This window comes from Paraburkholderia sp. J10-1, assembly GCF_905220165.1.
In the GTDB taxonomy this organism is placed as follows: domain Bacteria; phylum Pseudomonadota; class Gammaproteobacteria; order Burkholderiales; family Burkholderiaceae; genus Paraburkholderia.
Map to the genome: position 1 here is coordinate 285,454 of NZ_CAJMYW010000009.1, position 14,513 is coordinate 299,966.

The 14,513-nt window shown below is 62.4% G+C and carries 12 protein-coding genes and 1 pseudogene; 1 reads left to right on the forward strand and 12 read right to left on the reverse strand.

Annotation, left to right across the window (positions count from 1 at the left end; translation table 11 throughout):
- Nucleotides 1-10: 10 nt before the first annotated feature.
- Nucleotides 11-1,129: an ABC transporter substrate-binding protein gene (locus U5A65_RS26715; RefSeq protein ID WP_321948381.1), complete on the reverse strand. Its 1,119-nt coding sequence runs from the start codon at nt 1,127-1,129 to the stop codon at nt 11-13.
- Between the two features lie 1,008 nt (nt 1,130-2,137).
- Here U5A65_RS26715 and U5A65_RS26720 point away from each other — a divergent pair.
- A complete protein-coding gene (locus U5A65_RS26720) occupies nt 2,138-2,752 on the forward strand; it encodes an HAD family phosphatase (RefSeq protein WP_321948382.1) in 615 nt (204 codons plus the stop codon).
- A 321-nt stretch (nt 2,753-3,073) separates the two neighbouring features.
- Here the strand turns inward: U5A65_RS26720 and U5A65_RS26725 are convergent.
- The 11 genes and pseudogenes from U5A65_RS26725 to U5A65_RS26775 form a co-directional block, all read right to left on the reverse strand.
- A pseudogene (locus tag U5A65_RS26725) lies at nt 3,074-3,982 on the reverse strand (LysR substrate-binding domain-containing protein).
- Nucleotides 3,983-4,014: 32 nt separating this feature from the next.
- Nucleotides 4,015-4,740, reverse strand: a complete 726-nt coding sequence (locus tag U5A65_RS26730; protein WP_321948383.1) for an amino acid ABC transporter ATP-binding protein — start codon at nt 4,738-4,740, stop codon at nt 4,015-4,017.
- Nucleotides 4,741-4,779: 39 nt separating this feature from the next.
- Nucleotides 4,780-5,436, reverse strand: a complete 657-nt coding sequence (locus U5A65_RS26735) for an amino acid ABC transporter permease (RefSeq protein WP_321948384.1) — start codon at nt 5,434-5,436, stop codon at nt 4,780-4,782.
- Nucleotides 5,436-6,194, reverse strand: a complete 759-nt coding sequence (locus U5A65_RS26740; protein ID WP_321948385.1) for an amino acid ABC transporter permease — start codon at nt 6,192-6,194, stop codon at nt 5,436-5,438. The genes U5A65_RS26735 and U5A65_RS26740 overlap by 1 nt, the downstream gene beginning before the upstream one ends.
- Nucleotides 6,195-6,237: 43 nt before the next feature.
- On the reverse strand, nt 6,238-7,062 hold the full coding sequence (locus tag U5A65_RS26745) for a transporter substrate-binding domain-containing protein (RefSeq protein ID WP_321948386.1): 825 nt from the start codon (nt 7,060-7,062) through the stop codon (nt 6,238-6,240).
- A gap of 57 nt (nt 7,063-7,119) precedes the next feature.
- Nucleotides 7,120-8,193, reverse strand: a complete 1,074-nt coding sequence (locus U5A65_RS26750) for an ABC transporter ATP-binding protein (protein ID WP_321948387.1) — start codon at nt 8,191-8,193, stop codon at nt 7,120-7,122.
- A 41-nt stretch (nt 8,194-8,234) separates the two neighbouring features.
- Nucleotides 8,235-9,077 carry an ABC transporter permease gene (locus U5A65_RS26755; protein WP_321948388.1) on the reverse strand — a complete coding sequence of 281 codons (843 nt, stop codon included), beginning with the start codon at nt 9,075-9,077 and terminating at the stop codon, nt 8,235-8,237.
- A complete protein-coding gene (locus U5A65_RS26760) occupies nt 9,074-10,000 on the reverse strand; it encodes an ABC transporter permease (RefSeq protein WP_321948389.1) in 927 nt (308 codons plus the stop codon). Before U5A65_RS26760 ends, U5A65_RS26755 begins: the two co-directional genes overlap by 4 nt.
- Before the next feature lie 5 nt (nt 10,001-10,005).
- Nucleotides 10,006-11,103, reverse strand: a complete 1,098-nt coding sequence (locus tag U5A65_RS26765) for an ABC transporter substrate-binding protein (protein ID WP_321948390.1) — start codon at nt 11,101-11,103, stop codon at nt 10,006-10,008.
- A 146-nt stretch (nt 11,104-11,249) separates the two neighbouring features.
- Nucleotides 11,250-12,755: an aldehyde dehydrogenase family protein gene (locus tag U5A65_RS26770; RefSeq protein ID WP_321948391.1), complete on the reverse strand. Its 1,506-nt coding sequence runs from the start codon at nt 12,753-12,755 to the stop codon at nt 11,250-11,252.
- Nucleotides 12,752-14,446: a 5-guanidino-2-oxopentanoate decarboxylase gene (locus U5A65_RS26775; protein ID WP_321948392.1), complete on the reverse strand. Its 1,695-nt coding sequence runs from the start codon at nt 14,444-14,446 to the stop codon at nt 12,752-12,754. The genes U5A65_RS26770 and U5A65_RS26775 overlap by 4 nt, the downstream gene beginning before the upstream one ends.
- Nucleotides 14,447-14,513: the final 67 nt, after the last annotated feature.

Sequence of the window (14,513 nt, forward strand, 5' to 3'; positions counted from 1 at the left end):
TCTCGCGTGCCTACTTCACGTTCGCGCCAACGACCTGATCCCAGCCTTTGGTCACGACGTCCTTCGTGGCATTCTGCTGATCGAGCGTCGGAAAGACCGCGTTGCCGTAGGCCGATGGAGGCGGCAGCTTCGCGAGCAGCGCTGCCGGCACCTTCTTCTGCGCGACGAGTTCGTTGTAGCGCATCGGATGACAATAACCGGCAAGCCAACCGAGCTGCCCTTCGTCAGAGTAGAGGAATTCCATCCACAGTTTCGCGGCATTCGGATGAGGCGCATAGGCACTGATCGCCTGCACATAGACGCCAGCCACCACGCCTGTCTTCGGCACAATGACTTGTACCTTCGGGTTGCCTTTGAGCGTGTCCCGATCGGCAAGCGCGTTGTAATCCCAACGCACGATGATCGGCGTCGTGCCCTGCGCCAGTGATGCGGCCTTGCCGATCACCGGCACGAAGTTGCCGCTCTTGTTCAGATCGGCGAAGAACTTGAGGCCCGTCTGGTCGGCCTTCGTTGCATCACCTTTGCTTTGCGAAAGGCCGGCGGCATAGACGGCCTGAATGGCCTGATTCGCCGAGCGCGGGTCACCGGCGAGCGAGACAGCATTGCGGTAGTCCGATTTGAGCAGATCGCCCCAATCGGCCGGCGCCTTGTCGATCATGTCCGCGTTGACTTCGAACGCAAGCACGCCATAGTAGTCGCCGTACCAGTACCCTTCCGCGTCCTTGGAAGCTGCCGGGATCGAGTCCCACGTCGATACCTTGTAAGGCTGCAACAGGCCTTCTTTTTTCGCGGATGGTCCGAACGAAAGACCGACATCGATCACGTCGGGCGCTTGTGGTCCCTTGTTGCCTTTGTTCGCCTTGATCGCTTCGATCTCGTCCCCCGAGCCTGCATCAGGGTTGAGCTCGTTGACGTGGATGCCATACTTTTTCTGGAATGCGGCGATCAGCGAGCCGTACCCGCACCAGTCATGCGGCAGGGCGATCGTGGTCAACTGCCCTTCCTGCCTGGCGGCTGCCACGAGCGCGTCCGGTGGCGCAGCCGATGCAGGATTACTGCCGCCCGCAGCCAGTCCAGCCGTTGCAGAGATCGAAAGGACACGGCACGCCCAGATACGCTTCATCGTCATCGCTGTTCCCGAATGGAAGGTAGTGCGTTGAAGAGATCCGCCGATTGCTGGTGCAGGCTAGATTTAAATCCAGAATTTTGCAAGCTGTCGAAAACGTGTAACTTCGCGTTTTGGCGGATGCAGGCGGCATACCGTCGCGCCGACGGAACCCCGATTGCCAGATCCCACGATTGAGCTGTTCGTACGAGCAGATATGCGCCTCTTGTCGATGCTGGGCCGTGTCTCGAACGAGAGGATCATGGAGGATCCCGGCGTGTCGCGCAAAACGCTGCGCCGCGACCTGCTCGACCTGGAAAAGGGCGGCGCATTCATGGGGGTGCCATGCCCGCCGATAATGAGGCACGGGTACCTACGCACACACCCGCATGCGCGTCCGGGTGAAGACGTCGGTTGCCAGGCCCGCGGTCGGCATCATTCACGACGGTCAGACAGTATTCGTCGATGCCGGTACGGCAATCGCCATTCTCGTTAATTCGCGAAGCTCACCAATCTCACGATCGTCACGTACTCGGTCGGCGTCGCGCTCCGATTGTGCAGCACATCACAAACGCCCGAGCACGCACGGGCCGCGAATCAAGTCATCTTGACTGGCGGCACGCTCAATGATTGCGTGGCCACCGGTGCGACAACGGTGCTGGACATTCAGGCCTTGAACTCTGCGTGCGGTTATGAAGGGACTACCCAGGTGTGTGGTCAACTTCCGATGCCAGCCGGAACGGATCAACTGCCCACATTTCGCCAGTGCTTTGATACGGCTGCAATTGAGCGAGCCGCGCTTCGAGCGGCATCAGACGGTAGGTGGATGCTCCGCTCTGGGTAGCCTTAAGCATGCGACATCGACTCTTGCGTCTCGCGACATTGGAGCTTAAAGCCACGGCGTGAAAGTCGCCCCCGCAAGCGGTCATTCGACAATGATGACTGGATCGTCGACAATCGTCCAAGGCTCCAGGTTTTAGTCGCTGGTGGCCCGCAACGATATACCGCCCTCCAAACCGTCCTGATTTCAGAATGCCAATCTCACTTGTCCTGTTCGACATGGACGATGTCCTCGCACACTATGACCGATCCGCTCGTGTCAGATGCCTCGCGTCGCTGTCGGGTCGCCCATTCGACGAAGTCGCGCAAACGATATGGGGTTCCGGACTGGAAGCGAAAGCCGACGCTGGATTGATTGATGATGATTCGTATCTGCGCGAAACCGGCAAGCTGCTCGGGTGCAGGGTGTCGCGTGACGACTGGCTGCTGGCCCGTCGCGAGTCGATGTCTCCGAACTTCGAGGTACTCGCGCTGGCTGAGACGGTATCCAGGACGTGCAGGATCGCCGTTCTGACCAATAACCCACGACTCGTGACAGACAACATCGCCTACCTGTGCCTACCTATCGCGGAACTCTTTGGCAGGAACGTGTTCGCGTCGGCATCCTTCAGTGCCGCGAAGCCATCGACTCAAACCTTCCTGAAGTGCATCGACTCGCTGGGTGCGGCTCCTTCGGAATCGCTATTTATTGACGATCTTGAAGCGAATGTGGCTGGCGCCCGTAAGGCAGGCCTGACCGGACATGTCTTTACCGGGCACAAGGTGCTTGCCGAAGAACTCCGCCAACGCGGGCTGTTGAATCGCTGACCACTGGATTCAAAAATCGGGGCCGCGCAGGAGGTTGACATGTCTGAACGGGCTCCAAACTTCCCATTTCGGGCCAGTTTGGGACATTCGACACTCGCCTGTAATTCGTTGACAATTCCGAATGAACGACAACCGGCCAGCCTCGCCCCGGGTTCGCTGAAACTCGTCGTACTGAGCAGGCTCGTGCATTCAGTTGCACGTCTGCGCGCTCAACTATCCACCTCGAACGCGATAAAGCAGGTCAAGCGACGGCACGGGCCTGAGGGTCTCCCCTCGGTAAGCCTACGGCCGTTGCTGGATGAAATGTGCGACCCGACGGTTTCAGCGGTTCCCCGCTACAGGCGCAATCACCACTTGTCGTTCGCGATTCAGCGCAATCCACTCGCTGAAGAGTCTCATTTTTGGCTGATCCGCCACGCACTCGGGATAGACAAAATAATAGCGAGCGCCAGTTTCGATCACCTTGTCGAACGGCATGACAAGTCGCCTCGCCGTGAGGTCGTCATCGACCAGCGTCCGGTCCCCGATGGCGATCCCAAAGCCCTGCATCGCGGCGTTTGTCGCCAGATCGAGCGTTTCGAAACTCGGTCCGATGTTCGCGTCCACCTGATTCGCGCCGACCTGGTCGAGCCATTGTTTCCAGTCCCGATGGTCTCGGGTTGGATGCAGCAGTGTGAAATGAGAGAGATCGTCAAACTGTGCGAGGGGCTTGCCGTTCAGCAGTTCCGGCGCGCATACAGGGGTAATCTGCTCATCGAAAAGCGGCACCGCGTGAACATCAACACCGGGCGATGAACCGTAAATGATCGCAGCGTCGAAAGGCTCGACCTGGAAGTCGACGTCATGCTGCCAGGTTGTCGTGATCTGTACCAGCAAGTCGGGGTGCTCTGCCTGAAACCGCATGATTCTCGGCAACATCCAGCGCATGATGCAGGTCGGCACCTTCATGGCGAGATCCGTGCGCTACCGCGTCAAGCGCAGCGAGATGTCTTCGATGCGCGCGAGCCCCTCCCTCACGACTGGTAGCAGCATCTCGCCTTCGGCCGTCAAGGTCAGCCCTTTCTTGCCCCTTATGAAGAGCGGAAACTTGTAGTAATCCTCCAGGCTGAGAATCTGCCGGCTTACCGCCCCCTGCGTGATACACAGTTGTTCCGCAGCACGCGTGAAGCTGCGGTGGCGGGCAGCCACTTCAAATACCTGAAGTGCGTTGAGCGGAGGAAGGCGTCGCATGGGGTTCGGGCGGCCGGTTTGGCGGGCATGTCCTAGTGCAGGATTTTCGAAAGGAAGTCCTTCGCGCGACTCGACTTCGGCTGCGCAAAGAATGCCTCCTTGAGATCGTCTTCGACGATACACCCCTGGTCCATGAAGATCACGCGGTTTGCCACCTTCTTCGCGAACCCCATCTCATGCGTGACGCACATCATCGTCATGCCTTCCTGAGCGAGCTCGACCATCACGTCCAGCACCTCGTTAATCATCTCTGGGTCGAGTGCGGAAGTCGGCTCATCGAACAGCATCGCAATCGGGTCCATCGACAGTGCACGGGCAATCGCGACACGCTGCTGCTGGCCGCCGGAGAGTTGACCGGGAAACTTGTCCGCGTGGGCGCGCAAGCCGACGCGATGCAACAGCCCCAGTGCCTTTTGAGCCGCCTCGTCCTTGCGCCGACCCAGCACCTTCACCTGTGCGAGCGTGAGGTTCTCGGTAATCGACATATGCGGGAACAGTTCGAAATGCTGAAAAACCATTCCCACTTTCGAGCGCACCTTCGACAGGTTGGTCTTCTTGTCGCCAACCGACTCGCCATTGATCCGTATCTCGCCGCCCTGGAACGGCTCGAGGCCATTGACTGTCTTGATGAGCGTCGATTTTCCCGATCCGGACGGTCCGCACACCACGACGACTTCGCCTTTTTTCACTTCCGTCGTGCACTCGGTAAGCACCTGGAACTGGCCGTACCACTTCGATACGTTGCTAATGGAAATCATGTCGAAACCTGCTTCTGAAATGAGTTGAGGTTCATGCGATCAGCGGTGGCGGCTGCGCTCGTAGCGCCCTTCGAGCACACGCGCATACCACGTGAGCGGAAAGCACATCGCGAAGTACAGCAGCGCGACCATTGCGTAGATCGGGAACCGACGAAACACGGCGTTGGTGATCATGGTTCCTGTCTTGGTCAGCTCGGTCAGGCCGATGATCGACGTGAGCGCCGTACTCTTGACGACCTGCACGAGAAAGCCGACCGTCGGCGGCACGGCGATCTTCCATGCCTGCGGCCAGACAACGTAACGCAGTTGCTGAGGCCATGTCATGCCAAGGCTGGCCGCGGCGCTCCACTGCCCTCGTGGCACGGCTTCGACACACCCACGCCAGATGTCGGCCAGATAAGCGCTCGTATAGAGGGTCAGCGTCACCGTTGCTGCGAGCCACGGCGAGACTTCGACGCCCACGAGCGGGAGCCCGAAGAACGCGAGAAAGAGCTGCATCAGAAGCGGCGTGCCTTGAAACAGCTCGACGTACAGGATCGCGATGCGCCGCAGCCAGGCCAGAGGCGACACGCGCATCGCCAGCAGCGCGAAGCCCGCCACGCCGCCGCCGACGAATGCGCAAAGCGAGAGCAGAACGGTCCAGCGCGCGGCGAGCAGCAGGTTTCGCGCGATATCCCAGAGAGTGAACTCGACCATTACGAACGCCCCTTAGGAAGGCCGGATGCCGCCATGCGGGCGCGACCGGAAAACCATGAACGCAGGCGCGCGCGTGACGCGCTGGCGCCGCGTGCCGTGCGCCCGGCAAAAAGGCTCTTACCAAGCCGGTTGATAAGCAGCCGCAGCACGATCGACAGCAGGAGATAGATCACAGTGACGATCACGTAGCTCTCGAACGAGCGGAAGTTACGCGACTGAATGAAGTTGGCTGCATAGGTCAGGTCTGGCACCGAAATCTGCGAAACGACGGCCGAGCCAAGCATCACGATCAGCACCTGCCCCAGCAGCGCCGGGAAGACGTTGGCGAGCGCCTGGGGCAGCACGACAAAGCGGAACACCTGCCGCCCCTGAAGCCCTAGCGCCATCGCCGCCTGGCGCTGGCCGCGAGGAATCGAGTCGATGCCGGCGCGCACAATCTCGGTTGCGTACGCACCGAGATTGACGGTCATTGCCAATACCGCCGCCTGCATCTCGTTGATCTGCACGCCCAGACCCGGCAGCCCGAAAAACACGAAAAAGAGCTGCACGAGAAAGGGCGTATTGCGGATCAGCTCGACGTAGGACGCCACCAGTGCGCGCACCCACCTCGGCCCCGCGACGGCAAGGCTCGCGCCGGCGATCCCGAGCGCGCCACCCAGCACGGTGGAAACCGCCGTGAGGCCTAGCGTCACCTCCACGCCACGCGCGAGCATGCCCGCGTACAGACCGAAGTCACTAAAGTCGAATGTATAAGTCATCGCTGCGCCGTCTATCGTTCAGGTAAGCGGAGGCCAGAGCGCATCAAAGACTGGCCGGCAGCGGCGCGCGCAGCCACTTGAGCGAGATGGCGTTCATCGAGCCGTCCTTCTTCGCGGCCGTGATGGCGTCGTCGACCTTCTGCATCAGGCGCGGCTCGTTCTTGTTCAGACCAACGTGATCCGGAGAGCTGAACAAGGAGAACTTCTGCTCCGGATCGTTAGCGGGATGGCGGGCCATGATCGTCGCGCCAACATCGTTGCCGACCACGAGCAGTTGCGCCTGACCAGACAGGAAAGCCGAAATCGCGCCATTGGGATCGTCGAAACGCTTGATGACCGCGGAAGGCGGCGCCACCTTGGACACACTCAGATCTTCGAGCGTGCCGCGCGCCACGGCAACCGTCTTGCCGGCCAGGTCGCCCGCATTCTTCACCGCCAGAGATTTCGGCCCGAATACCGCGAGATAGTACGGCGCATACGGCTGCGAGAAGTCGATGACCTTCGCGCGCTCAGGCGTCTGGCCAACCGAGAGCAGCATGTCTGCCTTGTGATCCGCGAGATAGGCCATGCGGTTGTCGCCGGTCACCTGCACGAGTTCGACCTTCGCGTTCAAGGCCTTGCCGATCAGATTGGCCACATCGATGTCGTAGCCCTGCGGTTTCATGTCCGGCCCGATCGATCCAAACGGCGGATAGTCCTCGAATACGCCGACACGCACCACGCCCGATTTCGCAATCGTGTCGAGCGCATCGGCATGCGCGAGCGGGGCGAACGCGCTGAGGCCAGCCATGCCGGCAAACGCGAAAGCGGCGACAGTGCGGGCCGCAAGGCGCTGCACGGAACGCGTGGTGACGATAGTGGTGCTCATGACGGGTCTCTCCTTCCAACTGCTTTTGTGGGGGGTAAAGAATCTCAATGCGAGGTTTCAGTGCGCGGTGTGCGCTGGAATCAGCCTGCACGCGTGGGCCGGCATCTCGGCGAGCACAGGACGACCCACTTTGAGGTCCGGCGTCTCGCGTGGCGTCGTGGCGGCAGTGAGCGTGAAGCCGTCGCAATCGATCGTCGCTTCGATCTGCGCGCCCACGTCGCGGACGAACGTGACCTTGCCGGCAACGGCGTTCGGCCCCGGATTCGCAGACATGGCCCGTAGACACACGTCTTCCGGGCGAATGAGGAGGCGAATGTCGCCTGCGCGCTCCGGCATGCGTATAGTTGTATTCACGGCGATTCGCTGCCCGCCCGGCAGCGCGATACCGTCGTCGCCTTCGCGGGTCACGGGCAAAATGTTGCCGAGGCCGATAAAGTCCGCCACGAATTCATTCACGGGATCACGATAAATGTCGAGCGGCCTGCCGACCTGGGCGATGCGCCCTTTCTGCATCACCACGATCTCGTCCGCCATCGTCATCGCCTCGCGCTGGTCGTGCGTGACCATGATCGTCGTGATGCCGAGCCGCTGTTGCAGCAGCCGGATCTCGACCTGCATCGCTTCGCGCAGCTTCGCGTCGAGCGCCGAGAGGGGTTCGTCGAGCAGCAGCAGCTTCGGCGACGAGGCAATCGCACGCGCGATCGCCACACGCTGACGTTGCCCGCCGGAAAGTTGCGTCACTGGCCGGTTAACCATATGCGGAAGCTGGATCAGTTCAAGCAGTTCGGCAACACGCTTGGCTTGCGCACTCTTGTCGACGCCGCGCAAGCGCAGCGGATAGGCGACATTCTCGGCCACGGTCATATGCGGGAACAGCGCGAGCGACTGAAACACCATGCCGAAGTCTCGCCGGTTGGCCGGCACGTGCGTGAGGTCGCGGCCCGCAAACGTCACCGAGCCGGACGTGGGCGTTTCCAGGCCCGCGATGATGCGTAGCAGGGTCGTCTTGCCGCAACCCGAAGGGCCGAGAAAACACACGAGCTTCCCGTCCGGGACGTTGAGATCGACGTGGTCGACAGCGAACGCGTTGTGAAAACGCTTGGTGACGGCCTGCAATGACAGATGGGTCATGAGAGTTCCTTTGTGCCCATGGATCGCGAGAGAAGCGGCAATCAAAGCGCCACGCCTTCGTCGCCGACGAGCTTTTCGAGCAGCCAGATCAAGGCAAAGTCGATCAGGACGATGAAGACCGCGAATGAAAATACTGTTGGGTCAAGTGACGAAACCGTGCGGCTGTAAAGCCAGACAGGCAGCGTCATCGTATTGATGCCGTAGAGGAAAAACGTCACCGTGAATTCGTTAAACGAAATGATGAATGCAAACAGCATGCCGGCGAGAATGCCGGGGCGCATGAGCGGCAGCACGACGTCGACGAGCGCACGCCGCGGGCTTGCGCCCATCACGCAGGCCGCCTCCTCGAACTCCGGTCCAATAGACGCAACCGATGCCGCGCAGTTCTTCACCGTAAACGGCAGCGCAAGGATCACGTGCGCAATGATGAGCCGCCCGACGCCCAGATCCACCGGCAGGACGTTGAAAACGAGCAGAAGCGAAAGCCCCAGCATCACGAGCGGATACACCAGCGGCAGCGCGACCAGTTGCTCGATGACGGCCTTGCCGCGAAAGCGGTAACGCGACAGCGCATGGGCAGCGGGCGCGGAAACGGCGGTGGCGATGAACATCGTCGAAACAGCGACAATGAGGCTCGTCGTGAGCGCAGTGCCCATGGACAGCACATCGCTCGCATCGGGCGACACGAAGGTGTGCCATGCCGCCCGATACCAGTGAAAGCCGAAGCTCTGCGGCGGAAATTCGAGCGTGCCGGAATTGCCGAACGACATCGTGATCATCGTCAGGATCGGCAGCGCGGCGAGAAAGAGGACGATCGCTGCCAGCAGTCCCGTCACGCGGCTAAGTCGACCGGGCATCGTCAGGGGGATACGCAGGGCGTTCATGAGTGGGTCTCCGCGTGGCGTTGCAGGTTGCGCACCAGTCGTTGCGAAATCGCCATCACCGCAAGCGTCGCGGCCATCAGAACGACACCCGAGGCGGATGCGGCGGGCCAGTTCAGCAGCGGCGCCACCTGGTCGTGCACCAGCACGGCGAGCATCGGCACCCGGCGGCCGCCCAGCAGCAATGGCACTGCGAACGCACTGGCGTTGTACGCGAACACGAGCAACGCGCCTGATACGATGCCGGGCATCGCCAGCGGCAGCATGACGTGGCGCAGCGTTTGCCACCGGCTCGCGCCTAGGGTAGCCGCCGCCTCCTCGTATGAGCGCGACACCGCGCGCATTGCACTGGAGATCGGCAGTACAGCGAGGGGAAATGCCGTTTGTATCAGTCCGAGCAGCACACCATTCTCGCGATACAGCCACAGCACGGGGCGCTGGATCAGGCCCGCGCTCATGAGCGTGTGATTGACGAGTCCAGCGGGCCCGAGCATCACGAGCCACCCATAGCCCTGCAGCAGCAGGTTGACCAGCAGCGGCAGGAGCACGCCGGCGAGCAGGAGGCGTCGCGCGGTGCGCGACTGCGTACGCGCCATTGCGAGTGCGACGGGAATCGCCAGCACGACGGCAACGATCATGCTCTGGAAGGCAAGCCGCAAGGTCAGCCAGAGCGAGCGCAGAAAGTAGGCGTCCCCAAGGTCCACGTAATTCTGCAGGGTGAAGGCATGCCACTCGTTGCCCTGGACCCCGAAGCTCATGCGCAGAACCGCGAGTGCCGCCGCGATCAGCACGGCGAGAAACGCGAGGATCGGCGCAAGGAGCAGCAATGGCGGCACGCGCGGCAGCGCCGTGGCAGTGCTGTGCCGCGCTGACGATTCGCCGGCAGTTGACGGCGTGCCCGCACGGCGTGAAGAGAGTGCTGACATGGCGCTCACGCGGAAAAGATCTCGGTAAAACGCTTGATCCACGCAGGCTGCAACGCGGCGAGCGCCTTGTCATCGTGAAGCACGGCCTTCTCGGCGATCTGCTGCGGCGACGGTACGAAGGCGCGGCTTTCGGCAGGAATGATCGCGCGGGAGTTCACGGGACCGTTGAGCACGTCGGCAGCCATGCGGCCCTGCACACCCGCGTCGAGCGAATGGTTAATGAACGCGTGGATGAGATCGCTATCGCCAGGATGCGACTTCGGAATCACCGTAAACATCAGCTGGGTCGCGAAACCCTCTTTCATGCCGTAGGTCACGGCCATCTTGTACTCGGGCTTGCGGATCTGCTCCGGGAAGAATGCCGGCGCGTAGATGCCGCCAATATCGAGCGAGCCGGTGCGGAACAGATCGGCGACCTGGTTCGGGTTTTCGCCGAGCGTCAGCACGCGATCCTTCAACTGGGCGAGCTTTTTGAAGCCCGGATCGATATTCTGCTGGGAGCCGCCAGCCATCTTCGCTGCGATGATCGCCAAATCAACCGCTTCGGCCCACTCGGGCGGCGGCAGGAACAGGCGCCCCGCATACTTCGGATCCCAAAGTGCTTCGTAGGTCGAGGGCGCGGCTTTCACGGTGGACGTGTTATAGATGAGACCGTCCGACCACAGCAGGTAGCCGACACCGAAACCGTTGGCGCCTGTCCGGTATTGCGGCGCGACGTCCTTCAGGTTGGGCAGCTTGTTCAGGTCCGGCTTCATCAGCAGACCTGCATCGGCAAGACCCGAAGCGCCGACCCCGGCAAGCGTGATCACGTCGTAGGTCGGCCGGTCGCCGGCCGCCTTGAGCTTCGCGACCATCCCGGACGTGCCGTCTGCGCGGTCGGCAATCACCTGCGCGCCGGTCTTCTGGCTGAACGTGGCCGCGATATTGCGCAGGGCCGCCGCGCCGGTATCGTCAGACCAGGTGAGCAGCCGCAGGGTCTTGCCTGCGTAGCTCTTCTCCTGTGCCCTGGCAGTACTGATGAATGGCATGGGCAACGCCGATGCCGCCAGAGCCGTGCCGATTGCCTTAATGGCCTGCCTTCTCCCGAGCTTGATCCCCTGCATGGTCATCTCCTGATTGAACCGTACGGCCGCCGCCTGAAGCACGCTGCCATTACCAAAAATCACGCAAACGTGCGGTGTGAATAGACTCTACGTGCCTCAAAAACCTGCAACAAACGAAATCTCTGCATGCGCGCCATGACAAATGCTCATGCGCCGCGAACGCATTCCGGACTGGCGAGGGAACCCGCAGGCACGAGAACCTGCTTGATTTCCTGGAAGGCCGCGAGCCCGAACGGACCCAGTTCGCGCCCGATGCTGCTGCGCTTGTAGCCGCCCCATGAGGTCTGAGGAAAGATCGCCTGCGGCGCGTTGATCCACACGACGCCCGCTTCCAGTTCTTCCGCCACCCGCCTGCCCCGCCCGGCGTCGCGCGTGACGACCGTGGCGACCAGGCCGAACTCGGTATCGTTGGCGGCACCGATGGCCTCGTCTTCGGTATCGAAACTGCGCATGCACAGCACGGGGCCGAAGACTTCTTCGCGCCACAGCGGGCTTTCCATTGGCATATCGACGAACATCGTCGGTCTTACGAAGTAGCCGGGACCGGCTGGCGCCTCGCCTTCGATCACGAGGCGCGCGCCATCGGCCTTGCCGCGCGCGATGTAACGCTGCACGCGTTCGTACTGCGCGCGGTTGGTGAGCGGCCCCATCTGTACGCCGGACTTGAAGGGATCGCCCACGACCATGCGTGTTGCGCGGTCTGCGAGACGCGCGGCCAACGCGTCCGCTATGGATCTCTCGACCAGCACACGCGAAGTGGCCGAGCACATCTGGCCGGCATTGAAGAACGCGCCGCCCGCAACCAGGTCGGTGGCGAGGTCGAGATCCGCGTCGGCGAACACGATAATGGAGGACTTCCCGCCCAGCTCCAGACTCACGCCCTTGATCGTATCCGCCGCGGTTCTCATGACCTGAGCGCCTACCGCAGTGCTCCCGGTGAAGGACACCTTCGCCACAAGCGGGTGTGCGGCAAGCGGCGCCCCCACTTCGGTGCCCGTGCCCGTCACGACATTGAGCACGCCTCTCGGCACACCGGCATCCGCGATGATCGCCGCGAGTTCCAGCTCGGGCAGCGGCGTTATTTCGGAAGGCTTGAGAATGACCGTGCAGCCGGCCGCAAGCGCGGGCGCGAGCTTCCACGCCGTAGTGACCATCGGGAAGTTCCACGGCACGATTAGTGCGACTACGCCTGCTGGTTCGCGCCGGATGGCCGCCCGATACTCGTCGCTGGGAATCGCGACCGCGGACTCGCCGACCTCGTCCAGCTGTTCAGCCAGACCCGCGTAGTACTCGAACGTGGCGGCGACGTCACTCACGTCGATTCGCGCTTCGTCCAGCGGTTTGCCGTTGTTGAGCGACTGGAGCGCCGCCAGATGCTCGCGCAGATCGTTCACGCCGCGAGCAATCGCCCGAAGCAACATGGCGCGCTGCGCACCCGTGGTCTTTTTCCAGGTGCGGAAGGCCCGTGCGGCGGCACGTACCGCGCAATCGACATCGGCTGCATTGCCTGCCTCGACCTCCACAACCGTTTCTTCGGTCGATGGATTGACCACCGGCAGACGCTGTCCGCCCTCACCCGTGCACCAGAGCCCATCGATAAGGAGCTGCGTACGCAGTGCAGCGCCAGGCTCGAGCCATTCATGCTGTTTCATGCCGGCACCCGCGCAAACCAGTCGGCTTCGTTCACTTCGATGACGGTGGGGACATCGCGCGACATTGCCTGTTGCAACTGTTCAGCAAGTACCTCGGGCGTATCCACGCGCGAAGCCACGCAACCGAAACCGCGCGCCAGCGCGAGGAAGTCCGGCGTGTGAATATCGACGCCAACGGGCACGATGTCGCGCATCGTCATGTACCGGCGGATCTCGCCATAGCCGAAGTTGTTCCACAACAGCACCACAATGGGCACTCTGGCTTCAACTGCACTGGCGAGCTCCGGCAACGTGAACTGCAGGCCGCCGTCGCCGATCAGGCAGACCACGGGGCGATCGGGCGCGGCAAGCTTCGCACCGATCGCCGCAGGCAGCCCATAGCCCAGCGTGCCGTATCCAGTCGACGAGTTGAACCATGAACGCGGCGCCGGTGCATCGTGCACGAAGTTGCCTGCGTACACCGGGCTCGTTGAGTCGCCCGCAATGATGACGTGCGGCAACGCGACAGTGATCGTATCGACAAGGCGTTTCTGCGAGCGCGTTGGCGCGTCGTAGCCGGCCTCCACGGCTCGCCTCGCGAGCGCGACCCGCTGTGCACCCCAGTCGCACTGGCGCGCCGACGTGGTGCATTCATGCAGCCGCGTCGACAGGCTGCCAAGCGCCTGCCGCGAATCGGCGGCAATGGCGACTTCGGGACTGAAATTGCGCATGAGTTGCTGCGCGTCGATGTCGATGCGGATCAGCCGGCCATCGATCGAAAAGCCGCCGTCGAACACCACGTCATAGTCGGTTTCGCCCAGCTCGGTGCCGACCGCGAGCACGACGTCCGCTTCGCGCACGAGCGCCCGCGTGGCCGGCAGCGATTGCGTCGAGCCAATCAGCAGCGGGTGCCCTTGGGGCAGCAGTCCCTTGGCGTTGATCGTCAGCGCAACCGGCGCTTGCAGGCGCTCGGCGATTTCCTGCAGTTCGGTCGCGGCGTGCAGCGCCCCGCCGCCTGCGAGAATCAGCGGCCGGCGCGCCGTGGCGAGCAGGTCCGCCGCCGCAGAGAGGGCCGCCGGGCATCCTGCCGGCTTCGCTGGCAGCGCGGCAGGCAACAGGTTCATGCCGCGAGCCGGCGCGACGATCACGTCCAGTGGAATCTCGATGTGCACGGGTCGCGGCCGCGCCCCGCCGAAAACGGCAAACGCACGGGCCAGCACCTGGGGCAACTCCGACGCATCGAGCACCGTATGCGAGAACGCGGTGAGCCCGGCGAACACGTCGCGCTGCGACGGCAGCTCGTGAAGGCGTCCGTCGCCGTTACCGAGTTCGCGGCGTGCATTGACGCTCGATATCACCAGCATCGGAATGGAGTCGGCATAAGCCTGCGCCATCGCGGTCGCAATGTTGGTCATCCCCGGCCCGGTGATGATGAGGCACACGCCGGGCTTCCCGGTCACGCGTGCATAGCCGTCGGCCATGAAGCCCGCGCCCTGCTCATGGCGCGGCGTGATGTGACGAATCGACGATGCGGCGAGACCCCGATACAGCTCGACCGTATGCACGCCCGGAATCCCGAAAACGTACTGGACGCCATAACCCTCAAGCTGGGTGACGAGCGCCTCTCCGCAGGTCAGGCGGCTTGTATCGGGCCATTCGATTGGCCTCGCGCCCGCTTCCTCGAAGCGGGCCGTGAATTCCGGATAGTTCATGGGTTCTCGCGTTCCTGGTTGGTACCGCCAGATGCGGATGCGGGGCGAGTCGCCCGGCCCGTATCTG